Origin of the sequence: Pseudomonas sp. H3(2019), assembly GCF_007713465.1 — a bacterium.
In the GTDB taxonomy this organism is placed as follows: Bacteria; Pseudomonadota; Gammaproteobacteria; order Pseudomonadales; family Pseudomonadaceae; genus Aquipseudomonas.
Map to the genome: position 1 here is coordinate 131,432 of NZ_VMSG01000013.1, position 22,559 is coordinate 153,990.

Sequence of the window (22,559 nt, forward strand, 5' to 3'; positions counted from 1 at the left end):
GCTGGCCATGTTGCGTCTGAGCGCGCTTTACCGTTTTCCACTCAAGTCTGGCAAGGGCGAAATCCTGCAACAGGCCAGCCTGGACAAGCTGGGGCTGGAGGGGGATCGACGCTGGATGCTGGTGGACGAGGCCAGCGGACGTTTCCTGACGCAACGCGCGGAATCGCGTATGAGCCAGTTGTCGGCGTTGTGGAGTGCTTCCGGGGGCCTGACGCTCAGCGCGCCCGGTCACTCGTCGATCGATATTGCCCTGCCGGCCATCGACGCTGAACAGCGTGGCGTGACCATCTGGCGCGATACCTTGCGGGTTCCCGATGCGGGGGATGCAGCCGGTGCCTGGGTCAGTGAGTTCATCGGCAAGCCTACCCGATTGGTGCAGGTGCCCGAGGCGCTGGCCCGTACCACTCAGGCCGGCTATGGCAAGGATGACGATAAAGTCGCTTTCGCCGACGGTTTTCCGCTGTTGTTGATTGGTCAGGCTTCGCTTGAGGACTTGTCGCAACGGGTCGGGCGTCCACTGGAGATGCTGCGTTTTCGACCGAATCTGGTGATCGAGGGCAGCGAGGCATTTGCCGAAGACGGCTGGAAGCGCATTCGCATTGGCGATGTCGAGTTTCGTGTGGTCAAGCCGTGTTCACGCTGCATTCTCACCACCATCGACCCGCAGACCGGTAAGCGCAGCGACGACCGCGAACCCCTGGCGACGCTGCAAAAATACCGTGCGCAAGAGGATGGCGCGATGTTTGGCCAGAACCTGGTCAATGACGGCAATGGCCGGCTTGAAGTCGGCATGCCAGTAGAGATTCTCGAATGACGCTGTAACGCCGGAATGAAAAATGCCCGTGTCTTTCGACACGGGCATTTTCTTATCGCGGTGAAACGCTTAGCCGCGGTATTCGCACAGGTAAGCGGTGTCGACGGCGACTTTCAGCTGGAACTTGCTGTTGGCCGGTACGTTGAACTGGCTGCCGGCGGCGAAGGTTTCCCAGTCGCTGCTGTCAGGTAGTTTGACGGTCAGGGCGCCGGAAACCACGTGCATGATTTCACGCTGGCTGGTGCCGAATTCGTATTCGCCCGGTGCCATGACGCCGATGGTGGCCGGACCTTCAGCAGTGCCGAAGGCAATCGACTTGACGGTGCCGTCGAAGTACTCGTTGACTTTAAACATGGGCGATTCCTCGAAATGGGCTAAAAAGGCCGGCCAGTATGCACAAGGCCTTTTCGCCCGTCACCTGTTGCCCTCAAGGATCAGACCGGAAGAACCAGCGGCAACAGGCGTGCGGTATTACGTGCATCTTCCAGTGCCCGGTGCTGTTGACCGGTAAATTGCAGCCCCGCCAGTTGCAGGGCACCATTGAGTCCCAGTGGCCGCTCCAGTCGGCGGGCCTTGGCGAAGCGCTGCTTCAGATTCATGTGTGGGACCCGGCTCAGGGCACTGTCGAGATGCAGGCGTTGCCATTCCTGAAGCAGTTGTTTGCGGTCGTAATCGCCCCAACTGGCCCAGCCTTCGAGGCGCGTGTGATGTTGGCCGAGCCAGCGCTCGAACAGCGGCCAGACCTCGGTCAATGGCTGGGCAGCGTCGATATTGGCTTGGGTGATGTGGGTCAGCTCGCGACAGAAAGGGGTCAGCAGTGGCCGTCGCAGGGGGCGAACGAAGCGCTGAAAGTAGTCCAGTTCGCGGCCTTCGCGATTGACCAGGGTGGCGCCGATTTCGATGATTTCCATCTCGGTTACCGGCCAGCCACCGTCATCAGTGGTCGCTTCGAGATCAATTACCAGCCAATGAGGCATCGCAGGTTTCCTGGTGTCCGCGTCCTGATGAGGCTGAGCGTAGCCAAATGCGATGGATCCGCCTAGCGGCTTATTCAACCTCCAACAAAATCTGACGATTTTTTACCTGATCGCCGGGACTGACCTGCAACCGTTTGACTACACCGTCTATGCCGGCCTTGAGCGGGTGTTCCATTTTCATTGCCTCCAGCACCAGCAACAGCTGCCCCTTGCTCACCGATGCGCCTTCACTGACCAGTACGTCGACAATCGCACCATCCATCGGGGCTTGCAGTGTGCCGGTACCGGTGCCGACCTGGCCGCTGACGGGCGCCAGCGTCTGGTCTTGCAGCAGCAGACTGCCGGGGCTGGTGAACAACCACAGTTGTCCGGCGGCCAGGTGATAGGCGTAGCGGCGGCGAATGCCGTTGATTTCCAGACTGGCCGAGCGGGTGTTGATATCGAGTAGTTTCAGTTGCAGCGTTTCCCCGGCCACATGAATGATCAGTTGCCCGTCGGGCAGGGCCGTTACTTCGGCTGACCAGCGATCGCCATTGAGGCCGATCTGTTGCAACAGCGGCGCGTTGGCGTTGTTGCGCCAACCGGCGAGTCCTGGCGGATGAGCGCTGGCGGACTGCTGATAGAACAGCGCCATAGCGATAGCCAGCTCTTCGGCCGTGGGCGCATGCGGGTGAAGGCTTGGGTGATCGGCGAAGTGTTGCGCGATGAACCCGGTATTGAAGCTCCCGGCGATGAACTGCGTATGCTCCAGCAAACCGGCGAGCAGACGCTGATTGGTCTGCAAGCCCAGCAAGGCACTGTCCTGGACTGCCCGCAGTAACTTGCGTCGAGCCTCCTCGCGGGTGGCACCGTAGGCGATGATTTTGCCGAGCAGCGGGTCGTAAAACGGGCTGACCTGCTGACCTTCAAGCAAGCCGTGGTCAATGCGCACCCCGTCCACGAGGGCCGGTTCCCAGCGCATAATGCGCCCGGTCTGGGGCAAGAAACCCTGCGCTGGATCTTCGGCGTAAAGACGCACTTCCATCGCGTGGCCCTTGAGTTCGACCTGTTCCTGGCGCAACGGCAGCGGTAACCCGGCGGCGACATCCAGTTGCCAGGCCACCAGGTCCAGGCCGGTAATCATCTCGGTCACCGGGTGCTCGACCTGCAAGCGGGTGTTCATCTCCAGAAAGTAAAACTGGCCCCGCGCATCGAGCAAGAACTCCACGGTGCCGGCGCCGACGTAATTCACTGCGCGCCCGGCCTTCAGCGCAGCCTCGCCCATGGCCTGGCGCAGTTCAGCAGTCATCACCGGGCATGGCGCTTCTTCGATGACTTTTTGATGGCGACGCTGGATCGAACAGTCACGCTCGCCGAGGTAGATCAGGTTGCCGTGCCGGTCGCCGAATAGCTGGATCTCGACATGGCGCGGTTCGATCAGCGCTTGTTCGAGAATCAACTCGTCGCTGCCGAACGCGTGCAGGGCTTCGGAGCGTGCGGTGCGGATCTGCGCAAGCAATTCATCCGCACTGTGCACCAGGCGCATGCCGCGCCCACCGCCGCCGGTGCTGGCCTTGATCATCAGCGGATAGCCGATGCGTTCGGCTTCGCGGCTGAGGGTGGCATCATCCTGCTCCGCCCCTTGGTAACCGTTGATGCACGGCACGCCAGCGGCGAGCATGGCGATTTTCGACAGGCGTTTACTGCCCATCAGTTCGATGGCGGCAGGACTTGGGCCGATAAAGCTGATGTCGGCGCGGGCGCAGGCGGTGGCGAATTCGGCGTTTTCCGAAAGGAAGCCGTAGCCGGGATGGATCGCGTCCGCGCCGCTGCGCAATGCCGCGTCGATGATCGCCGGGCTGTTCAGGTAGGACTGCGCAACGGCAGCGGGGCCGATGTTGACCGCTTCATCGGCCATGCGCACATGCAGGGCATCGGCGTCGGCATCGCTGAACACCGCCACCGTGCGATAGCCCAGTGCCTGGGCGGTGCGCTGGATGCGACAGGCGATTTCACCGCGGTTGGCGATGAGGATTTTGCGCAGGGTGGGCATGTGTTGATCCTTTTAGTGATGCGGTGTTCGTGAGGGCCCCATCGCGAGCAGGCTCGCTCCCACATTGGATTTTTGGTAGGTATTGGATTTTGCAAACACCCTGGAACCCCTGTGGGAGCGAGCCTGCTCGCGATGCTCTTAAGGGGCCCAACCCGGTTTGCGTTTCTGCATAAAGGCCATCGTCCCTTCGACACCTTCCGCCCCGGTCACGGCTTCACTGAACCACTCGGCCGCTTGGTCGAGCAACGGCCCCAGCGGCTGTTCGGAGCTGGCCAGCAACAAGGCCTTGGTCGCGGCATTGGCGCCAGGCGCGCAGCACAGCACATGCGCGAGCACCGCATCCAGACGTTCGGCCAGGGCTTGCGCATCGTGTTCGACAAAATGCACCAGCCCCAGACGCCGCGCTTCATGCCCGTCAAAACGCGCGGCGGTCAGCGCCAGGCGTCGTGCCTGTGTGAGGCCGATACGCTGGACCACAAACGGTGCGATTTGCGCCGGCAGCAGGCCGAGGCTGGTTTCCGGCAAGCCGAACTGGGCGTTGTGATCGGTCAGCGCAATGTCGCTGACACAAACCAGACCGAAGCCGCCGCCGAGCACAGCTCCCTGCAACACCGTGATCAGCACTTGCGGCGTGTGCTGGGCTTCTTCGAGCAGGGCGCCAAACGCGCGGTTCAACTCACGGTAGGCCTCCCGACCTTGAGTGCGGGCGTTGGCCATGTCTTTCAAATCGCCGCCAGCAGAAAAATGCCCGCCGGCACCGCCGAGCACCAACGCGCGGATGTCCCGGTCATCTCGCACCGCAGCGAGCACTGCACGCAACTCGGCGACCATCTGCAGGCTCATGGCGTTGCGGCAGTCTGGCCGGTTCAAGGTGATGTGCAGAACGCCGTTGTGCAGTTCGAGCAGCAGGGTCTGGCAAACGGGCAAGGTGGTCATTTTTTCTTCCCGGGCAGGATGCCCATCAATTTGCAGATGATCCCCAGCATGATTTCGTCGGAGCCGCCGCCGATCGACACCAACCGCACATCGCGGTAGGCGCGGGCCACCGGGTTGTCCCACATATAGCCCATCCCGCCCCAGTATTGCAGGCAACTGTCGCTGACTTCCCGGCCCAGCCGCCCGGCCTTGAGTTTGGCCATGGACGCCAGGCGCGTGACGTCCTGGCCTTTGACGTATTGCTCGGTGGCCTGGTAGACCAGCGCGCGCAGGCATTCGACTTCGGTTGCAAGCTCGGCGAGGCGGAAGTGAATTACCTGGTTGTCGATCAGCGCAGTGCCAAAGGTCTTGCGCTCCTTGCAATACTCGATGGTGCTGTCGATGCAGTACTCCAGGCCCTTGATCATGTTCGCCGCACCGAACAGGCGTTCTTCCTGAAACTGCAGCATTTGCATCATGAAGCCTGCACCTTCGTGGCCGATGCGGTTGCGTTGCGGCACGCGCACGTTGTCGAAAAACACCTGGGCGGTTTCCGAGCTGCGCATGCCGAGTTTGTCCAGCGGCGAACTGAGGCTGATGCCGGGGCTGTTCATCGGCACCATGATCAACGACTTGTTGATGTGCGCCTTGTCGTCCGAGGTGTTGGCCAGCAGGCAGATGAAGTCGGCGCTTGGGGAATTGGTGATCCACATTTTGCTGCCGTTGATCACGTAGTCGCCGCCGTCCTTACGCGCGGTGGTTTTCAGCCCGGCGACATCAGAGCCGGCACCGACTTCCGAGACGCCGATGCAGCCGACCTGTTCACCGGTGATTGCCGGGCGAAGGAATTCTTCACGCAGCTCATCGGAGCCAAAACGGGCGAGGGCCGGGGTGCACATGTCGGTCTGCACGCCAATCGACATCGGAATCCCGCCGCAATGAATGGTCCCGAACTCTTCAGCGGCGACAATCGAATAGCTGTAGTCCAGACCCATGCCACCGAATTTTTCCGGTTTGGAAATCCCCAGCAGACCGAGCGCACCGGCCTTGCGGAAAATCTCGTGGATCGGAAAACGTCCGGCCTTTTCCCATTCATCGACGTACGGGTTGATTTCGCGGTCGACAAAATGACGGACAGTACGGCGCAGTTCTTCGTGTTCCTGGGTGAAGATCATTTTTATTGTTCTCCCTGCTAACCCCGATCGTTCCCACGCTCAGCGTGGTAACGCCTCTTTGGACGCTCTGCGTCCGCTTTTGGGACGCGGAGCGTCCCGGGCTGCATTCCCACGCGGAGCGTGGGAACGATCAAAATCTGGCTACCCCAAAACTGTTCGGTTGCAGCTGACGAGCCTCGGCCTCATGGCAGATATCCAGCAGATAACCGAGCACGGTGCGTGTATCTCGTGGATCAATCAGCCCGTCGTCCCACAGGTTGGCGCTGCCATAGAGTGCGGTGGACTGGCTGTCGAGTTTTTGCGCGGTGACCTGTTCGAGCGTGTCGAGCATCTTCGGGTCTGGGACCAAACCATCCTTGGCCTGCCTGGCCTCGGTGACAATGCGCAGCACCTTGCCGGCCTGGGCGCCACCCATCACGGCGGTGCGGCTGCTGGGCCAGGCGAAGATGAAACGCGGGTCGAGCCCACGGCCGCACATTGCATAGTTGCCGGCGCCGTAAGAGCCGCCGACCACCATGGTCAGCTTAGGCACCCGGGCGTTGGCCACGGCCTGAATCATCTTCGCGCCGTGTTTGATCACCCCTTGCTGTTCCGACTCGGTGCCGACCATGAAACCGGTGGTGTTATGGAAAAACAGCAGCGGTGTCTGGCTCTGGTCGCAGAGCTGGATGAACTGCGCGGCCTTGCTGGCACCTTGCGGGGTGATCGGACCGTTGTTGCCGATGAAACCGCAGGGCCGCCCCTGGATCTTCAAATGGCCGCACACCGTTTGTTGATCGAACTCGCCCTTGAACTCGAGAAAGCGCGAGCCATCGGCGATGCGCGCAATGATCTCGCGCACGTCGTAGGGCTTTTTCGGATCGTCGGGAATCAGCCCCAGCAGTTCGTCGATGGGGTAGAGCGGCTCGTCCCAGTGTTCGGCGCTGCGCTGTGGTGACTGCGTATTCCACGGCAACAGGCTGACGATTTCGCGTACCAGGCGCACACCGTCGGTATCGTTTTCGGCCAGGTACTCGGCGGTGCCGGCGATTTGCGCGTGCATCTCGGCGCCGCCGAGTGCTTCATCGGTGGCGACTTCGCCAGTAGCGGCCTTGAGCAGCGGGGGGCCGGCGAGAAACAGCTTGGCCTTGCCGCGCACCACCACCACGTAATCCGAGAGTCCTGGCTGATAAGCGCCGCCAGCGGTGGCCGAACCGTGCACCACAGTGATTTGCGGCAAGCCCATGGCCGACATCCGCGCCTGATTGGCAAAACTGCGCGCGCCCTCGATGAAAATCTCCGCGGCGTAATTGAGGTTAGCGCCGCCGCTCTCGGCGAGGGTGATCACCGGCAGTTTGTTTTCCATGGCGATCTGTTGCAGGCGCAGGGACTTCTTCAGGCCACTGGGGGAAATGGTTCCGCCCTTGATCGCGCTGTTGTTGGCGACCACCAGCACCCGCACGCCGGACACATAACCAATCCCGGCGATCAACCCGCCGCCAGCCTGGCTGCCGTCCTTGTCGTCGTGCAGTTTGTAGCCGGCCAGGCTCGCCAGTTCGAGAAACGGCGCACCGGGATCGAGCAGCAGGTTCAGCCGTTCGCGAGGCAGGAGTTGCCCGCGTTTGTCGAATTTCGGCTTGGCGTCGGCAGCTTTTCTCAGCAGGTTGCGTTCCAACTGGCGGAACTGCTCGATGCTGCTCAACATCGCCTCGCGGTTCTGCGCAAACTGCCGGCTGTGGATGTCGAGTTGCGACTCAATCTGTGGCATGGATCAGTCCTCGCCCTTGAGCACGTCGGGTAAGCCCGCGCGGTGAAAGCCATTGAAGGATTCACTGTGCTGCGCCTTGTGCAGTGGCCAGATGCGACTGTCGCCACCGGTGACAATAATCGTCTGGCCGGCAAACAGCTCGGGTTTGAAGATCGAATCAAAGGCCACGGCAACCGTCCTCTACTTGACTTGGTCAGCGATGCCTTGCGGCACCGGGATCTGGATTTCCAATAGTTGCTGGGCGAATGCCTTGCCTTGTGGGTCGATTCGCAGGCTGGCCACGCCACCGCCGCCGAGGGCGTTTTCCAGGAGAAAATTCAGGCTGTGGGTGCCGGGCAGATACCAGCGCTCGACACGCCCGTGGATCGGGTCAAGTACGTGACTCATCCAGTCGACGACCACTGCCGGCGTCAGTGCTTCGGCGATCCATGGCAGGTATTCGGGGGCGCGGGCCATGACGCCGATATTGCTGTGATTGCCCTTGTCACCGGAGCGCGCCACCGCAAGTTTCACCAGCGCCACACTGGCGTCGGCTCGCCCATGGGGTTTGGGTGGATCAAAGGGCACCGGCAGGTCGGCAACGTCGAGGTGATCGAGGGCGGGCAGGGCGCAGGGATGACGCTGGCCTTGCAGGTCGACTTCCAGCACACAGGTATTTTTGTCGATCAGGAACGAGAACAGACGGATCAATGGGTACACGGTTGGCCGGCCTCCGACGATTCCGGTCAACCCCGGTGCCATACCGGTGGCGGCTTGAGCGATCTCGCGGGAAAACAGGATCAGCGCTTGTTTGTCCGGGTGCCGCACCGCCAGTTTGATCACCACTTCGCGGCTGTCCTGACGCTGGCTGTGCGGACCATAAGTCGCTTCGCTGCCGAGCAGCTCAATGTTCACTTCGCTGTAGGGTGCCCAGCCGCGTTGGCTGAACATTTCCGAGGTCTTGGCGATGATCGCCTGGCTCACCCGACGTGCCTTGGCCACCGCGTCGATCCCGGCGATCAGGCAACTGGCGGTGCAGCGAAAACCGTCCGGCCAGGTCGCGCTGACCTTGTATTGACGGGGTGGCGGCAAGCCTTTGGCACCGTGAACGTGCACGGTGTTGTTGCCGTGTTGCTGGAGTTTGACCTGGCTGAAATCGCAGACCACATCGGGCAGCAGATAGGCACGAGGGTTGCCGATTTCGTACAGCAATTGCTCGCCGACGCTCAGCGGGGTGACCAAACCGCCGGTACCTTCAGGTTTACTGGCGATGAACTGGCCGTCGGCGCTGACTTCGACGATGGGGAAACCGATGTGTTCGTAGTCGGGCACCTCTTGCCAATCGGTGAAATTGCCGCCGGTGCACTGCGCGCCGCATTCGATGAGGTGCCCGGCCAGCGCAGCCTGAGCCAGTTTGTCGTAGTCCTGCCACGACCAGCCGAACTCATGCACCAATGCCGCGCTGACCACCGCGCTGTCGACCACCCGGCCGGTGATAACGATGTCCGCGCCCAGGCGTAGCGCCTCGACGATGCCGGGTGCGCCGAGGTAGGCGTTGGTCGATACGCACATTGGCGGCAGTGGGACGCCGCTGAACATTTCCTTTACGCCGCTGGTAGCCAATTGCTTGAACTGCGGTTGCAGGTCATCGCCGAGCAACACGGCGATCTTCAGTGGCACACCGGCTTTATCGCACGCCGCTTGCAGCGCTGCTGCGCAGGCCAGTGGGTTGACCCCGCCGGCGTTGCTGATCACGCGGATGTTCTGTTCGCAAAGTTGCTTGAGGAGCGGGCTGAGGACTTCGACGAAGTCGGTCGCGTAACCGGCCTGGGGATCTTTCATTCGCGCGCCGGCCAGCAGCGACATAGTGATTTCTGCCAGATAGTCGAACACCAGATAGTCCAGCTGGGCACCGTCAACCAATTGTGCGGCGGCGGTCGAGGTATCGCCCCAGAAGGCACTGGCGCAGCCGATACGAACGGTTTTGTTCATTGCAAGCCTCCGACAGAAGTGGCTCGAGACTACCAAGCAAGCGCTTGGTTTGTAAACGCTGGTTACATCTTCTTCCCAAGCGCTTGCTTGGTCGCCCCGGTCAGCTTAAATTGCCCGCACAAACCCATTGCATTCGTGGTGTGATCGCACAATTGATTGAGCGACTGTAGGAGAGAACGGGTGGACGAGCAAAAAGCCCTGCTGGTAATGCGCGAACTGGTCGACAACGGGCAGCTGACCGATCCCGACAGCGCTCGCGGCAAACTGCTGCAAATGGCTGCTCACCTGTTTCGCAACAAGGGCTACGAGCGCACCACGGTACGTGACCTCGCCAGTGCGGTCGGGATTCAGTCAGGAAGCATTTTTCATCACTTCAAAAGCAAGGATGAAATCCTGCGGGCAGTGATGGAGGAAACCATCCGCTACAACACCGCATTGATGCGCGCCTCCCTGGCGCAAGCGACCAGCGTACGCGAGCGAGTGCTGGCGCTGATCCGCTGTGAGTTGCAGTCGATCATGGGCGGAAGCGGCGAAGCGATGGCGGTGCTGGTCTACGAATGGCGTTCGCTGTCCGAAGAAGGTCAGGCCCAGGTGTTGGCGCTGCGGGATATCTATGAGCAGATCTGGTTGCAAGTGCTGGGTGAGGCGAAAGACGCCGGTTTCATTCGCGGCGACGTGTTTATCACCCGACGTTTTCTAACCGGCGCGCTGTCCTGGACCACCACCTGGTTTCGCGCGGACGGCAGCATGAGCCTCGATCAATTGGCCGACGAAGCCTTGATTCTGGTGTTGGAAGAAAAGTGACCGTTTCGCTAAAACTTATTAAATAGCCATCACCAAGTTGTCTAAGTGGATAAAACCGCCTAGCTTGGTTGTAGTCGATATATTTTAAAAGGTGGGTTTGTTTTGATGTCTTCGCCAGTTCGGAAGGCTTTACGGATTTCGCTGATGGCGCTGGGTGCGCTGTTCGTACTGCCGGCTTCGGCCGCACAAGTGGTGCAGGTGGGCGCTGCGCATTTTCCGCCGTATACCGTTCGACCGGAGAATGGCGACGATACCGGGTTGCTGCCGCAGTTGGTCGAGGCGCTGAACAAGATGCAAACCGACTATGAGTTCAAACTCGTACCGACCTCATTGCAGCGTCGATTCGGTGATTTCCAGGATGGCCGGACTGACATGGCGATCTTCGAAAACCCGGAGTGGGGCTGGAAGGATATCCCGCACAGCACTGTCGACATGGGGCTTGAAGATGCTGAAATCTTTGTCGCACAGAGCAAGCCGGATCGTCAGCAGGGTTACTTCGCCGATTTGAAAGGCAAGCGTCTGGCGCTGTACAGCGGTTATCACTATGAATTCGCCAATTTCAATAACGATCCGCAATTTCTCAAGGACACTTACAAAGCGACGCTCACGACTTCCCACGACAGCAATATTTTAATGATCCTTCGCGACCGTGCCGACATTGCACTGGTCACACGTTCGTACCTTTACGATTATTTGCTGCGCAATGAAAAGGTCAGGGCGCAATTGCTGGTATCCCAACGCATCGATCAGGTTTATCACCATTACGCGCTATTGCGTCCACAAGCGCCGATCAGCGCAGAAACCTTCGGCAAGTTGCTGCAGGGGTTGCGGGATAACGGGCAGATGCTGAAAATTTTCGATCCGTACAAGATTGCCATCGTGCCGGTGCCTAAAAGCTGAAGTCAGGCCAACCCTTTGACCCGAAACTTGCGCTTGCTCGGTGAGGTTCAAGGCGGTTTCCCCAGAATGGTCCAAAAAAACTGAACCACAACACACAGGCTGCGATCTTTTAGCGGTGGGCGAACGTATCGCTGCGCTTGCCCGAAACCTTGCGGCAATGCACCAGGGCATCACGGATCATGAAGTTCACCAGGGTCGGCGACACACCGAGTTCCTTGGCGATATCCTTTTGCGGCACGCCGTGCAGGCGATACATCTCGAAGGCGTAGCGGGTGCGACTCGGTAACTGGTCGAGGGCGTCGGCGATGTTTTCCAGAGTCGAGAAGTTGATGTGCGAGGTTTCTGGCGAGGCATCGTGAATGGCCACGTTCAAGCCTTCTTCTTCGGTGCCCGAATACTTTTGTTCCAGCGCCTGTCTGCGGTAGTGGTCAATCGCCAGGTTACGTACGATCTGAAACAGGTAGCTGAGCTGAGCCTTGAACGAGGAGGTGATCTTCGGTGCTGATTGCAGCCTGAAAAACGCATCCTGAACGACATCTTCTGCGCGGGATCGGCAGCCGGTAATGCGGGCTGCGATTTTGACCAGAATCAACCGGTTATCAACGAACGCCTGGAGTAAGGGTGAGTCGCACCTGCTTGTGGTTACTGGTTCCATCATGGAAATCACCTTGCAGCAAAAAGTAAGCAGGACGACCAGGGGTTCGGAGCCGTCCTACGCATCGAGTGACAAGCTAGGCTTAATGATAATTATTGTCAAATGATAGCTATTGTTATATTGCAGCCTCTTTGGCCGATGCCTAACGCAGACAGTCCTTGAAACGCGTTTGCTGCTGAGCGGCGCAGACTTGCTACAACCTCTATTGAAGTTCGGATTGACTGTCCCCCGTCACCGGGACAGGCTGCCGGAGTTTTTTGGTTGACCCCATTCAGAAAGGAGACCGTGGATGCCCTTCGCTACGATTGATGGACAAGCGCTTCACTACGTTGATCAGGGCTGTGGTCCAGTGGTGCTGTTGGCCGGCAGTTACTTGTGGGACCAGGCCATGTGGGCACCACAGATTGCGGCGTTGTCGCAACACTATCGGGTGATTGCCCTGGACCTGTGGGGGCACGGGGAGTCCGGGCCGTTACCTGCGGGCATGACTTCGCTGGATGATCAGGCGCGGCAGGTACTGGCGCTGCTTGATCATCTGGATATTGACCGCGTCAGTCTGGTTGGCCTTTCGGTCGGCGGCATGTGGGGGGTGCGTCTGGCGCTGTCGGCCCCGCAGCGTCTCAATGGCCTGGTGTTGATGGACACCTATGTCGGTGTCGAGCCCGAGCCGACTCGCCAGTACTATTTCTCGTTGTTCAAGCAGATTGAAGACAGCGGTGTCATCTCACCGCAGTTACTCGATATCGTAGTGCCGATTTTCTTCCGCCCAGGCATCGATTCTCAGTCAGCGCTCTATCAGCATTTCCGTGCCAAGCTGGCCGCGCTGCTGCCTGAGCGTTTGCGTGAAAGCATTGTGCCGATGGGGCGCATTACGTTTGGTCGTGATGATCTGTTACCGCGTCTGGGCGAGCTGAATCCTGAAACCACGCTGCTGATGTGCGGTGATCAGGACAAACCGCGCCCGCCATCGGAAACCAGGGAAATGGCCGAGTTGATCGGTTGTCCTTATCTGTTGGTGCCGGAGGCAGGGCATATTTCGAACCTGGAGAATCCTGAGTTCGTTACCGAGGCGCTGCTGAAGTTTCTGCGCGAGAAAACTCGCAAGACCGCGTAACAGATCGTTCCCACGCAGAGTGGAACGATTGTTCATCTTTAAATCACTTTGGCCCGAGAATCTTCACCAGCTTATCCGGCGACGGCGCGCCTTGCTGTTGTTGCAACTCGCCCTTGTCATCCAGATAGAAGATGGCCGGGGTGGCGGACAGTTCGAGTTCTTCCATCAACTTCATGTTGGCATCGAGTTTGGCCTGGATCGCGGCGGGAATGCTTGTCAGCGCTTTCAGCGAGCTTTGCTTGCCGGCCTTTTCGTGTTCCTCCAGGGACTTGCCTGGGTCCTTGCTGGCCAACAGCGCAGCGGATTTGCCGGGGCTGTCTTCGCGGATAATGCCGACCATGATGTGCCGCAGCTGCACTTTGCCGGCCTTCACCCACGGCCGGGCCTGCTCCCAGAACATGTTGCAGTAAGGGCAATTCGGGTCGCTGAACAGGTAGACGGTGCGCGGTGCATCCTTGCTGCCGTCGGCGATCCAGTTGCTGGCGTCCATCTTCGCCCAGACTTCCTTGGCCATTGGCGCGTAGACCAGTTTTTGCAGCGGCTCGGCACTCAGGTCCTTGCCATCGGCGTCGTACAGGTTGCCAAGCAGCACATGCTGGCCGTCGGGCGTCAGGTACAAGGCCATGCCGCGGTTCTGATACTGCGCCGCATAACCACGCAGGCCGTCAGGCGCATCGAAACTGCCGATGATTTTCGCGCCTTTTTCTTCGATCTTACGGATCGCCGCAGGCAGTTCTTCGGCCTGCAGCATCGGGATTTGCAGCAGCGCTGCGCCCAGGGATAGCGTCAGCAGGTGGCGGAGGCGGGGCATGGCAATTTCCTTGAGGGTGTGGCCTGTATGGCTGAAGTTGGGGAGTCGAAGTTTTCCAGGGCGCGGGCCAGGCTGGCTTCTGATAATTCACCCAGGTGGCTACCGAGCATTCGGCCTTCGGCGCTGTAGAACAGCGTAGTCGGTAGCGCCATGGAGCCGACGGCCTGACTCAGTCGGCCGCCGCCATCGAACAGCACATTGGAAAGGCTCAGGCCTTGGGTCGCGAGGAAGGTGCTGACACTTTGCATGCTTTCGGCCTGATTGACGAACAGAAAGGTCAGGTCGGGCCGATGTTGCTGGGCGTTCTCCAGCACCGGCATTTCACGCCGGCAGGGCGGGCACCAGGTGGCCCACAAGTTGATCACCAAGGGGCCGCCCTGATAATCGGCCAGTTGCACGGTTTCGCCAGCGGCGTTGCGCAAGACGATGTCCGGCAGGCGCGTGCCTTGTTCGTAAAGGCTCAGGGACACACTCGCCAGCAACCAGAACAACAGGCCGCTGCCGACACCAAAGCCCAACGGTTTGCGCAGCGCCGGTCGGCGCCAGCCCCGCAGCAGTGTTGCCAGCAGCAAGGCAATCACCCCGGGCCAGGCGAGGAAGCCACCATCGCGCAGGTCGATGATCTGCCACGGGTCATCGCGGTAGTGGGCCCAGTAGGCGAGCACAAAGCCGATCCGGGCAGCGAGCAAACCCAGCAGGAACAGACTGAACAGCACAGACTCGGGGTTCTCGCCACCGCGCTTGGCCACCCGCCAGCCGACCAGGGTGGCCAATGCCAGGGCACTGATCAGCAGCAGGTGGTTGAGCGCAATGGCAAAGGTGCCGAGGGTAAAGGTCAGCATCAACGAGCGTCCCGAGTCATGTTCCAGCGTTGGAGGAAACCGGCGGCATCCACCTCTCCGGTGATGCGCTGGCTGCGGCGCTCGATGCCGTCGGTGCCGATCCACAACAGGCTTGGCGGCCCCGGCACTTTATAACGGCCGAGCAGTTCACGGCTGGCGGCATTGTCGGCGGTGACGTCCAGACGCAGCAAGCGGACATCTTTCAGCGCGTCTACTACCTGAGGTTTGCCGAACACCTGTTTCTCCATGATCTTGCACGACACACACCAGTCAGCGTAGTAGTCCAGCAGCACCCACTGGCCCTGGGCGCGGGCAGTGTCGAGTTCGTGTTGCAGCGCTGCAGGATCCTTGACGGTGATGAAGGCGTCCTCGGCCGTGGGGCCGGCGACGCGGGTCGACGCCTGTGCACTGTAAACCTGCAACGGATTGAACAGGTCATCACTGCCGCCTGCGGCACCGATCAACAGCAGGCTGCCCCACAACCCGGAAAGCAGCGCCATGCCACCGAACACATGGGCGGCGCGGCCGAATCCGCCGGTCTGGCGCCAGGCACTGTAGGCGATGATCAACAACAGCGCGCCCCACAGGCCAATCCATAGCGACTCATCAAGCACTGGCCGCACCATCACCAGCGCGGTGCCGAGGAACAGGAAACCGAAGATGCCTTTGAGCAGGTTCATCCAGGTGCCGGGTTTGGGCAGGAAGCGATTGCCGACGGTCACTAGCAACAACAGCGGCAAACCGATGCCGATGCCCATGGCGAACAGGATCAGCCCGCCGTGCAGTGCGTTGCCGCTCTGGGCGATGTACAACAAAGCCCCGGCCAGCGGCGCGGTCATGCACGGGCCGACCAGCAAGCCGGACAAGGCGCCGAGCACCCCGGCACCGATCAGGCTGCCGCCGCCTTGCTTGCGACTGGCGTTTTCCAGACGGTCACGCAGCGCGACCGGCAGTTGCAGTTCGAAGAAACCGAACATCGGCAACGACAACAACACAAACACCACGGCGAAACTGCCGAGTAACCAGACGTTCTGCAGCAAGGCCTGCAAGTTCGCACCGAGCAATGCGGCCAGCACGCCCAGCGCAGAGTACACCAGCGCCATGCTGACCACGTAACTGCCGGCCAGGGCGAAACCGCGCTTGGGGCTGGCACCACTGCCGACGATCAAACCGGCGAGAATCGGCAGCATCGGCAACGAGCAAGGCGCGAAAGCCAGCAATAGTCCCAGACCAAAGAACACCAACAAGCTCCAGCCTAACGCACGCTGTTGCAGACCGCTTGCCAAGGCTTGATCCGGTGCTTCACTTGCGCTGACCGCCGCTGCGCCGCCACCCAGATCAATCACCTGAGTTTGCGGCGGATAACACAAGCCGGCATCGGCACAGCCCTGAAACCCCACGTTGATCTGGCCACTGGCGCCGGCCGGGATCTTCAGCTCCAGGCCTTGGCGATAAATCTGCTGATCACCAAAAAACTCGTCGCTGTGGGCTTCACCTACAGGCAGTGGCGGTTTATGCGCGTCGGGCAAGCCGTCGAACTTCATCCGTTGCTGATACAGATAGTAGCCGTCGGCAATTTGCCAGAAGAGTTGAGTTTCGCCTGAATCAAGGCGTTCGGAGGTAAAAACAAAGGCTTTGCCGACCGGCAGGAAGTCCGGTTTGGTGTCGAACGGATTCGACGCTGCCTGTGCCAGCCCTGCGATGAAAAGAAAAAAGAGTAGAAACAGACGACGCATGGGGAAGCCTTATCGCGGTGCAAGTAGGGTGCACGATGATGGGTGGCGATTAACCGATGATTAACCGCGCTATCCTTGTGGCAATGAGGCGTCGGGCATAATGTCCGCTTAATCCGGCGTCTTCTTAATCAATGCTTTTCTACAGGCCTCACCATGCACGTACTTGTCTGTGAAGATGATGAGCTGATCGCCAGCGGCATCGTTGCCGGTCTCACGGCCCAGGGCCTGACCGTGGAGCACGTCGCCACGGCCTCGGCTGCCCGAGCGATGCTCAAAGTTGCCGAGTTCGATGTGATGGTGCTCGACCTGGGACTGCCGGACGAGGACGGACTGAGGCTGCTTCAGCAGTTGCGTCATCACGGGCTGGAGATTCCGGTGCTGATTCTGACTGCGCGCGATTCGGTGACCGACCGCGTCGATGGCTTGCAAGCGGGCGCCGATGATTACCTGCTCAAGCCTTTCGACCTGCGTGAACTGGCCGCGCGTCTGCACACCTTGTTGCGACGGGTGGCGGGGCGCAGCGTCAATCTGATCGAACATGGCGCCCTGACTTACGACCCGAGCAGCCGGGAAACCCTGCTGGCCGGTCAACCGGTGGACTTGTCGCGTCGCGAGCAATCGCTGTTGCAAGCCTTGTTGCACAATCGTGGCCGGGTGCTGTCGACGGAACAGCTCAAGGACAGCGTCTACGGTTTCAACGATGAACTGGAAAGCAACGCCCTCAACGTTCATATCCATCACCTGCGACGTAAACTCGGCAACGGCATCGTTGAAACCGTGCGTGGGCTGGGTTACCGCCTTGGGCCGGCAGATGGCGGAGAACACTCGAAGTGATGAGTTTGCGTTTGCGCCTGAGTCTGACCCTCGGCGCGGCTTTCGCGCTGATCTGGGCCCTGGCTGCGGCCTGGATGCTCAGCGACCTGCGCAATCAGATGATGTTTTCCCTCGACCAGCGGCTGGTGGCCTCGGCGCGCATGGTCGCCGGGTTGCTCGAACAATTGCCAACCCTGCCGAGCAAGGGCGATGGCACGCATTTCAGTGCTGAGCAATTGAATATTCCGGGGGGCATGGCTTGCCAGGTCAGCTCCCTGCGCGGCGAGATACTTGCCCGCAGTCACAGCACTCCCGAGCAAACCCTGGAAGCCGAAAAGATGGGCTTCCATGACCAGATGATCAACGGTGTGCGCTGGCGCAGTTTCACCTTGGCTCGCGGTGATGTGCGCATCACCACGGCCGACCGACAAGTCGAGCGCGAGGCGCTGAACATGTCGGTGCTGCTGGCCGCATCGGTGCCGGTGGGTGTAGCGTTGCTCGGTTGCCTGTGGCTGCTCTGGCTGGGGATCGGCCAAGGCCTGGCGCCGCTGAATCGCATGCGCGACGCCTTGATGCGTCGCAGTGCCGATTCTCTTGAACCGTTGCAGATCCAGCCGTTGCCGAGCGAACTGCAACCGTTGCTGGAAACCCAGAATCAGCTGTTCCAGCGAATCGGCAAGGCCATCGAGCGCGAGCGACGGCTGACGGGCGACGCTGCTCATGAGCTGCGCAGTCCGCTGACAGCGATCAAGACACATCTGCAAGTGGCGCGCATGACCGAAGGCGCCGCCCGCGATCAGTCCCTGACTCACGCCGAGGAGGGCGCCGATCGCTTGCATCGCACGCTTGAGCAACTGCTGTTGCTGGCGCGGGTTGAAGGCAGTCTGTCGTTCGACGACGGCGTGCAGTGCAGTGCCGAAGAGGTGGCCCGTTTGGCGATTCAGGACGCGGCCAGCGGTGATCGTCTGCGGATCAAACTGCACTTGCCGGCGAATTACTCACAGGCACCGGTGCAAATGCCCGCCGTGCTGTCGATTGCCGCCTTGCGCAACCTGTTGGACAACGCCTTGCGCCACACCCCGGCGGAGGCGACGGTGGAACTGAGCCTTGAAACCACGGGTAACCGCGTGCGTTTTCAAGTGCGCGACCATGGCCCGGGCATTGCCGCCGATGATCTGCAACACCTGACCCAGCGATTCTGGCGCAACGGCTCAAGCACCGGCTGCGGACTTGGGCTGGCGATTGTCCAGGCGATTGTCCAGCGCTGCGGCTGCGTGTTGCATTTCGACAGCCGTACCGACGGCTTGCGGGTTGAACTGACGATGCCGTTGCAGTCGGCCTGAGTGTGCCCACATGCGCTCATACGTCCGGCATTCGTAGCAGCAGGCTACGCCAGCTGCTACGGATTGGTTTACCACATCAAATGTAACTTCTCTCCATTAGCCACCTGGCCCTTGCGGCGCTATCGTCCTTCGCAGCTTTGACTCAATGGATTGAGGTGATAGCGCTATGGATGCTTCCGTACACATTTGCAAGGCCGGGCCCGCGGATGCGGGGATTATCAGCCGGATCGTCGAGCGCTCGATCAAGGTCGGGTGCGCTGGGGATCACCGCAATGACCCGAAAGTCGTCGCGGCCTGGACCCACAACAAAACCGTTGAACATGTACGGCCCTGGCTGGCCGACCCTCGCCTGTACCTTAATCTCGCGCTGTTGGACGAAAAACCGATTGGCGTGGCCATGGCTGCTGTCAGCGGCAAGGTCGGGTTTTGTTACGTCCTGCCGGAATGGTTTCGTCGGGGTGCCGGGCAGGCGTTGATCCAGGGTCTCGAAACCTGGTTGATCGAGCATGGTTTCAGTCAGGCACGACTCAACAGCACCGGCACCAGCGAAGAGTTTTTTCAGCACCTTGGGTACCGACGCTGCGCAGAAACCTTCAGTGTTGCCGGGCTCACGGCGGTCCCCATGAACAAGTTGCTGACAGCACTCCCATAGAAAGCCGCCCGAGGGTGTAAATCCTTGCGGTTCTGATGCGTTTCCAGAACAGGAAAACCCGCACGTGCGCGCCCGAACCGGAGTGCGCACCTGCCGGGTGTGTAGTTTTGGTCACTATCATCAGATCGCAGCCTTCGGCAGCTCAGGCAGAGACGAGGAGTTATTGCTGCTTGAACATGTCTTTTGCGCGCTCTTCGATTTGCGCCTGAGTCAGGTTCTCCTTGCGCGACGACAGGAACCACACATGGCCGAAGGGGTCCTTCAAGGTGCCCGAGCGGTCGCCGTAGAACTGATCTTTCACTTCCGAAACCACCGTGCCACCCGCCTTGATTGCCTGGGCGTAGCTTTTGTCCACATCCTCGACATACAGATGCAAGCCCACGGACGGTGATTTGTCGGGGTTGCTCAGCGGGCCTTGATCGCACGGCGTGCCGAGCATGATGGCGCAGTCGCCAATACGCAGTTCGGCATGGCCGACGCCACCGTCGGGCATCGTCAAACGCATGACTTCCGTGGCGCCAAAGGCTTTCTTGTAAAAGTCGATCGCCTCGGCGGCTTTCTGGATTCCCAAGTAGGGCGTGACGCTGTGATAACCCTCGGGAATGGGTTTAACGCTCATGACCGTTCTCCATACTTTTGGGGGGGATGTTGCAATTCCTTCGCCGATTTCCGGTCGGTTCACTATAGGTCAGCCCCATCAAGGCTACCGAGTGGCCGACGGGTTGCAGCATCGCCACTGTTGCGACATCAACGATGAACCGGCGGTTCGTTTCGATGCCCGTTCAAAACGGCCAACAAGCCACGCATCGATCAATAGCGACTATCGAGAGCGATGATTTTTGTCGCTCAAGGGGCGGGAGTAGCCTGTGTCCATTGCTCAAGACCAGCTCGCAGGAAGCCTCCCCGTGAACCATTTGCTCGCCACCTCATTGTTATTGGTTGCCTCGGTGCTCGCCGGTTGCGCCAGTCATCCTGCCCCCGAATTGCGCCCGTACACCGCCGAAGAAACCCAAGAGCTGGCGCTGGAAGCCTTGAATCGTCGCGGTTTGTCGTTTGATGAATACCAGGCCAAAAAAGCCGAATTGCTCGGCCAGTCGAAGAAAACTTTCGGTTTTGACCAGCATGGCGAGATGAACGCCGAGCGCGCGGTGCCTCTTCACGGCCACGCCAGCTAAGCGACTGTACTGCTCGAACTTTCACGTAACTGTCCGTGGGTTTCGCGCAGGGGCTGCGATAGGGTCAACATCTGACTGACCCTGACGGACTCGCCTCCATGACGCTCTCGCTGGATTTACTGCTGGGTTTTGCCTTGTTCGCCCTGGTGACCTCGATCACCCCTGGCCCCAACAACACGATGTTGCTGGCCTCGGGCGTCAATTTCGGCTTCAACCGCTCCATCCCGCACATGTTCGGCATCACCTGCGGCTTCTTCGTCCTTGTGCTCGCCGTCGGTTTTGGCCTGGGCGCGGTGTTTCAAACCTATCCTGTGCTGTACAGCGTGCTGCGCTATGTCGGCGCGGCCTATCTGCTGTACCTGGCGTGGAAAATCGCTCATTCAGGTCCAGTCTCCGAAGCCGAACAAGGTCACGCCAAACCCATCAGCTACTGGGGGGCGGCAGCGTTTCAATGGGTCAACCCGAAATCCTGGATCATGGCGATTGGCGCCATCAGCACCTACACACCGCTGCAGGGCTACTTCACCAATGTGATCGTCATCGCTGCGGTATTCGCCATCATCAACCTGCCGAGCGTCAGTGTCTGGGTGGCTTGCGGCAGCCTGTTGCGCAATGTCCTGCGTGATCGGCGCTGGTTGCGGGTGTTCAACTGGGGCATGGCCCTGCTGCTGGTCGCTTCGCTGTATCCGATGCTGCATGAGAGCTTTAGCTGACTTGCGCTTCAACCCGGTGTCCGATGCCTGTTAAGCTCGACTTCAGGAGCGTTCCTACGCACTTTGAAATGAAGTCGTACTTCTTTAATGGCATCCGATCAGGTATTGCTGATTTCCCGCAGTTTTTACACCACCTCCAGTGCGGCGCATTCAGCGAATACACCTGATCCCGGAACAAGCTCTGCGAGTCCTTTTATGAATAAGCGTCCTTTGTATTTTGATTACGCCGCCACCACACCGGTGGATGAGCGGGTCATTCAGGTGATGGTCGACTGCCTGGGGTTCAGCGGTAACTTCGGCAATCCGGCTTCCAGTTCCCACGCCTATGGCCAGCAGGCCAGGCGTTCGGTCGAACAGGCACGCCAGCAAGTCGCCGACCTGGTGGGCGCGCAAGCGCCGCAGATCGTCTGGACGTCCGGTGCCACCGAATCCAACAACCTCGCCCTCAAAGGCGTGGCCCAGGCCCGCGGCCAGTCCGGCGGGCACATCATCACCAGCCAGATCGAGCACAAGGCGATCCTCGATACCGCCAGGCAATTGCAGGATGCCGGGGTCGCCGTGACTTATCTGCTGCCGGATGCCGAAGGCCTGATTACTGCGCAAGCAGTCAGCGAGGCGTTGCGCGAAGACACCTTTCTGGTGTCGCTGATGCTGGTCAACAACGAACTCGGTACCGTCAACGACATCCCGGCCATCGGTCAGCGGGTGCGTGAGCACGGCGCGTTGTTTCACGTTGACGCCGCACAGGGCGCGGGCAAGGTAGCGATTGATCTGGCCCAATGGCCGGTGGACCTGATGTCGTTTTCCGCACACAAGATCTACGGCCCCAAGGGGATTGGTGCGCTCTACGTCGGCCCGCGTGCCCAGCAACGCTTGCAGGCGCAGATCCATGGCGGCGGGCACGAAGGCGGTTTACGCTCCGGGACCCTGGCCACGCATCAGATCGCAGCAATGGGCGCAGCCTTTGCGCTGGCGGCGGAACATTTTGCCGATGAGGTGGCGACTATCGCCTGGCTGCGCGAGCGCTTGCTTGAGCAACTCAGCGGCATTACCGGTCTACGCTTGAACGGCAGCCCGACCCAACGCATTCCTCATACCCTGAGCCTGACCTTCAGTGAAGGCGAGTTCAATTCCCAGGCCTTGAGTGCTTCGATCGCCTTTTCGGCGACGTCGGCCTGCAACTCCGCGAGTAATGCGCCGTCCCATGTCCTGCTGGCCTTGGGGCATGACGCGCGGACAGCGGGGCGGACCATTCGCTTGAGTCTCGGGCGTTTCACCACCGAGCAGGACATCGATCAGGCCGCACAATTGATTAAAGCAGCAACCGCCAGTGCACCGGCGTTCTGGGCTACCGCCCAATCCTGATGCGC

General features: G+C 60.2%; 22 protein-coding genes and 1 pseudogene. 10 read left to right on the plus strand and 13 right to left on the minus strand.

Annotated elements, in window-relative coordinates; all coding sequences use genetic code 11:
* Positions 1 to 7: 7 nt before the first annotated feature.
* Entirely contained in the window at positions 8 to 814 is an 807-nt protein-coding gene (locus FPT12_RS15055; RefSeq protein ID WP_145017087.1) for an MOSC domain-containing protein, read from the plus strand.
* A 69-nt stretch (positions 815 to 883) separates the two neighbouring features.
* Here the strand turns inward: FPT12_RS15055 and FPT12_RS15060 are convergent, their stop codons facing one another.
* The 8 genes and pseudogenes from FPT12_RS15060 to FPT12_RS15090 all read right to left on the minus strand — a co-directional run bounded on the left by FPT12_RS15060 (position 884) and on the right by FPT12_RS15090 (position 9,631).
* On the minus strand, positions 884 to 1,168 hold the full coding sequence (locus tag FPT12_RS15060) for a pyrimidine/purine nucleoside phosphorylase (RefSeq protein ID WP_007940055.1): 285 nt from the start codon (positions 1,166 to 1,168) through the stop codon (positions 884 to 886).
* Between the two features lie 80 nt (positions 1,169 to 1,248).
* Entirely contained in the window at positions 1,249 to 1,791 is a 543-nt protein-coding gene (locus FPT12_RS15065) for an exonuclease domain-containing protein (protein ID WP_145017089.1), read from the minus strand.
* Positions 1,792 to 1,861: 70 nt separating this feature from the next.
* Entirely contained in the window at positions 1,862 to 3,823 is a 1,962-nt protein-coding gene (locus FPT12_RS15070; RefSeq protein WP_145017091.1) for an acetyl/propionyl/methylcrotonyl-CoA carboxylase subunit alpha, read from the minus strand.
* 138 nt (positions 3,824 to 3,961) lie between these two features.
* Positions 3,962 to 4,759, minus strand: coding sequence for an enoyl-CoA hydratase/isomerase family protein (locus FPT12_RS15075; protein ID WP_145017093.1), 798 nt, complete (start codon positions 4,757 to 4,759; stop codon positions 3,962 to 3,964).
* Complete coding sequence (gene atuD, locus FPT12_RS15080) at positions 4,756 to 5,913, minus strand: citronellyl-CoA dehydrogenase (protein ID WP_145017095.1); 1,158 nt, start codon at positions 5,911 to 5,913, stop codon at positions 4,756 to 4,758. Before atuD ends, FPT12_RS15075 begins: the two co-directional genes overlap by 4 nt.
* A gap of 130 nt (positions 5,914 to 6,043) precedes the next feature.
* Positions 6,044 to 7,660 carry a geranyl-CoA carboxylase subunit beta gene (atuC, locus tag FPT12_RS15085; protein ID WP_145017097.1) on the minus strand — a complete coding sequence of 539 codons (1,617 nt, stop codon included), beginning with the start codon at positions 7,658 to 7,660 and terminating at the stop codon, positions 6,044 to 6,046.
* Between the two features lie 3 nt (positions 7,661 to 7,663).
* A pseudogene (locus FPT12_RS28365) lies at positions 7,664 to 7,759 on the minus strand (2,4-dienoyl-CoA reductase); the annotation flags it as partial.
* A gap of 81 nt (positions 7,760 to 7,840) precedes the next feature.
* Positions 7,841 to 9,631: an acyclic terpene utilization AtuA family protein gene (locus tag FPT12_RS15090; protein ID WP_145017099.1), complete on the minus strand. Its 1,791-nt coding sequence runs from the start codon at positions 9,629 to 9,631 to the stop codon at positions 7,841 to 7,843.
* 180 nt (positions 9,632 to 9,811) lie between these two features.
* On the opposite strand from FPT12_RS15090, the gene FPT12_RS15095 reads away from it, so the two are divergent.
* Positions 9,812 to 10,435 (plus strand): TetR/AcrR family transcriptional regulator, encoded by a 624-nt coding sequence (locus tag FPT12_RS15095; protein ID WP_145017101.1) that lies wholly within the window; start codon positions 9,812 to 9,814, stop codon positions 10,433 to 10,435.
* Positions 10,436 to 10,540: 105 nt separating this feature from the next.
* A complete protein-coding gene (locus FPT12_RS15100; protein WP_178098759.1) occupies positions 10,541 to 11,335 on the plus strand; it encodes an ABC transporter substrate-binding protein in 795 nt (264 codons plus the stop codon).
* A 109-nt stretch (positions 11,336 to 11,444) separates the two neighbouring features.
* On the opposite strand, the gene FPT12_RS15105 is transcribed toward FPT12_RS15100, so the two are convergent.
* Positions 11,445 to 11,993, minus strand: coding sequence for an RNA polymerase factor sigma-70 (locus tag FPT12_RS15105; RefSeq protein WP_145017105.1), 549 nt, complete (start codon positions 11,991 to 11,993; stop codon positions 11,445 to 11,447).
* A gap of 286 nt (positions 11,994 to 12,279) precedes the next feature.
* Between FPT12_RS15105 and FPT12_RS15110 the strand changes: the two genes are divergently transcribed.
* Positions 12,280 to 13,104 carry an alpha/beta fold hydrolase gene (locus tag FPT12_RS15110; protein WP_145017107.1) on the plus strand — a complete coding sequence of 275 codons (825 nt, stop codon included), beginning with the start codon at positions 12,280 to 12,282 and terminating at the stop codon, positions 13,102 to 13,104.
* Positions 13,105 to 13,147: 43 nt separating this feature from the next.
* Here FPT12_RS15110 and dsbG read toward each other — a convergent pair whose 3' ends face one another.
* Genes dsbG through dsbD form a run of 3 tightly spaced genes read right to left on the minus strand, consistent with a single transcriptional unit; the run spans position 13,148 to position 16,493 of the window.
* Entirely contained in the window at positions 13,148 to 13,915 is a 768-nt protein-coding gene (gene dsbG / locus FPT12_RS15115) for a thiol:disulfide interchange protein DsbG (protein ID WP_145017109.1), read from the minus strand.
* The gene (locus FPT12_RS15120) at positions 13,891 to 14,757 is read right to left on the minus strand and encodes a TlpA disulfide reductase family protein (protein ID WP_145017111.1); all 867 of its coding nucleotides are present in this window, start codon (positions 14,755 to 14,757) and stop codon (positions 13,891 to 13,893) included. Before FPT12_RS15120 ends, dsbG begins: the two co-directional genes overlap by 25 nt.
* A complete protein-coding gene (gene dsbD / locus FPT12_RS15125) occupies positions 14,757 to 16,493 on the minus strand; it encodes a protein-disulfide reductase DsbD (protein ID WP_145017113.1) in 1,737 nt (578 codons plus the stop codon). Before dsbD ends, FPT12_RS15120 begins: the two co-directional genes overlap by 1 nt.
* Before the next feature lie 153 nt (positions 16,494 to 16,646).
* On the opposite strand from dsbD, the gene FPT12_RS15130 reads away from it, so the two are divergent.
* The 3 genes from FPT12_RS15130 (at position 16,647) to FPT12_RS15140 (ending at position 19,301) form a co-directional block, all read left to right on the plus strand.
* Entirely contained in the window at positions 16,647 to 17,327 is a 681-nt protein-coding gene (locus tag FPT12_RS15130) for a response regulator (protein ID WP_145017115.1), read from the plus strand.
* Complete coding sequence (locus FPT12_RS15135) at positions 17,324 to 18,649, plus strand: ATP-binding protein (RefSeq protein ID WP_178098761.1); 1,326 nt, start codon at positions 17,324 to 17,326, stop codon at positions 18,647 to 18,649. Before FPT12_RS15130 ends, FPT12_RS15135 begins: the two co-directional genes overlap by 4 nt.
* Before the next feature lie 166 nt (positions 18,650 to 18,815).
* Complete coding sequence (locus tag FPT12_RS15140; RefSeq protein WP_145017118.1) at positions 18,816 to 19,301, plus strand: GNAT family N-acetyltransferase; 486 nt, start codon at positions 18,816 to 18,818, stop codon at positions 19,299 to 19,301.
* A 160-nt stretch (positions 19,302 to 19,461) separates the two neighbouring features.
* Here the strand turns inward: FPT12_RS15140 and FPT12_RS15145 are convergent, their stop codons facing one another.
* Positions 19,462 to 19,920, minus strand: a complete 459-nt coding sequence (locus tag FPT12_RS15145; RefSeq protein ID WP_145017121.1) for a VOC family protein — start codon at positions 19,918 to 19,920, stop codon at positions 19,462 to 19,464.
* Between the two features lie 286 nt (positions 19,921 to 20,206).
* On the opposite strand from FPT12_RS15145, the gene FPT12_RS15150 reads away from it, so the two are divergent.
* The 3 genes from FPT12_RS15150 to FPT12_RS15160 all read left to right on the plus strand — a co-directional run bounded on the left by FPT12_RS15150 (position 20,207) and on the right by FPT12_RS15160 (position 22,554).
* A complete protein-coding gene (locus FPT12_RS15150) occupies positions 20,207 to 20,476 on the plus strand; it encodes a hypothetical protein (RefSeq protein ID WP_145017123.1) in 270 nt (89 codons plus the stop codon).
* A gap of 98 nt (positions 20,477 to 20,574) precedes the next feature.
* Positions 20,575 to 21,189: a LysE family translocator gene (locus FPT12_RS15155; RefSeq protein WP_145017125.1), complete on the plus strand. Its 615-nt coding sequence runs from the start codon at positions 20,575 to 20,577 to the stop codon at positions 21,187 to 21,189.
* Between the two features lie 195 nt (positions 21,190 to 21,384).
* Positions 21,385 to 22,554, plus strand: a complete 1,170-nt coding sequence (locus FPT12_RS15160) for a cysteine desulfurase family protein (protein ID WP_145017127.1) — start codon at positions 21,385 to 21,387, stop codon at positions 22,552 to 22,554.
* The last annotated feature ends 5 nt before the right edge of the window (positions 22,555 to 22,559 follow it).

Coding starts and splice junctions, on each gene's coding strand:
- FPT12_RS15065 (WP_145017089.1), bottom strand. CDS start 1,791: ATGCCTCATTGGCTGGTAATTGATCTCGAAGCGACCACTGATGACGGT.
- FPT12_RS15075 (WP_145017093.1), bottom strand. CDS start 4,759: ATGACCACCTTGCCCGTTTGCCAGACCCTGCTGCTCGAACTGCACAAC.
- FPT12_RS15140 (WP_145017118.1), top strand. CDS start 18,816: ATGGATGCTTCCGTACACATTTGCAAGGCCGGGCCCGCGGATGCGGGG.
- FPT12_RS15155 (WP_145017125.1), top strand. CDS start 20,575: ATGACGCTCTCGCTGGATTTACTGCTGGGTTTTGCCTTGTTCGCCCTG.
- FPT12_RS15105 (WP_145017105.1), bottom strand. CDS start 11,993: ATGATGGAACCAGTAACCACAAGCAGGTGCGACTCACCCTTACTCCAG.
- FPT12_RS15060 (WP_007940055.1), bottom strand. CDS start 1,168: ATGTTTAAAGTCAACGAGTACTTCGACGGCACCGTCAAGTCGATTGCC.
- FPT12_RS15110 (WP_145017107.1), top strand. CDS start 12,280: ATGCCCTTCGCTACGATTGATGGACAAGCGCTTCACTACGTTGATCAG.
- FPT12_RS15160 (WP_145017127.1), top strand. CDS start 21,385: ATGAATAAGCGTCCTTTGTATTTTGATTACGCCGCCACCACACCGGTG.
- dsbD (WP_145017113.1), bottom strand. CDS start 16,493: ATGCGTCGTCTGTTTCTACTCTTTTTTCTTTTCATCGCAGGGCTGGCA.
- atuD (WP_145017095.1), bottom strand. CDS start 5,913: ATGATCTTCACCCAGGAACACGAAGAACTGCGCCGTACTGTCCGTCAT.
- FPT12_RS15145 (WP_145017121.1), bottom strand. CDS start 19,920: ATGAGCGTTAAACCCATTCCCGAGGGTTATCACAGCGTCACGCCCTAC.
- FPT12_RS15070 (WP_145017091.1), bottom strand. CDS start 3,823: ATGCCCACCCTGCGCAAAATCCTCATCGCCAACCGCGGTGAAATCGCC.
- atuC (WP_145017097.1), bottom strand. CDS start 7,660: ATGCCACAGATTGAGTCGCAACTCGACATCCACAGCCGGCAGTTTGCG.
- FPT12_RS15130 (WP_145017115.1), top strand. CDS start 16,647: ATGCACGTACTTGTCTGTGAAGATGATGAGCTGATCGCCAGCGGCATC.
- FPT12_RS15120 (WP_145017111.1), bottom strand. CDS start 14,757: ATGCTGACCTTTACCCTCGGCACCTTTGCCATTGCGCTCAACCACCTG.
- dsbG (WP_145017109.1), bottom strand. CDS start 13,915: ATGCCCCGCCTCCGCCACCTGCTGACGCTATCCCTGGGCGCAGCGCTG.
- FPT12_RS15090 (WP_145017099.1), bottom strand. CDS start 9,631: ATGAACAAAACCGTTCGTATCGGCTGCGCCAGTGCCTTCTGGGGCGAT.
- FPT12_RS15055 (WP_145017087.1), top strand. CDS start 8: ATGTTGCGTCTGAGCGCGCTTTACCGTTTTCCACTCAAGTCTGGCAAG.
- FPT12_RS15100 (WP_178098759.1), top strand. CDS start 10,541: ATGTCTTCGCCAGTTCGGAAGGCTTTACGGATTTCGCTGATGGCGCTG.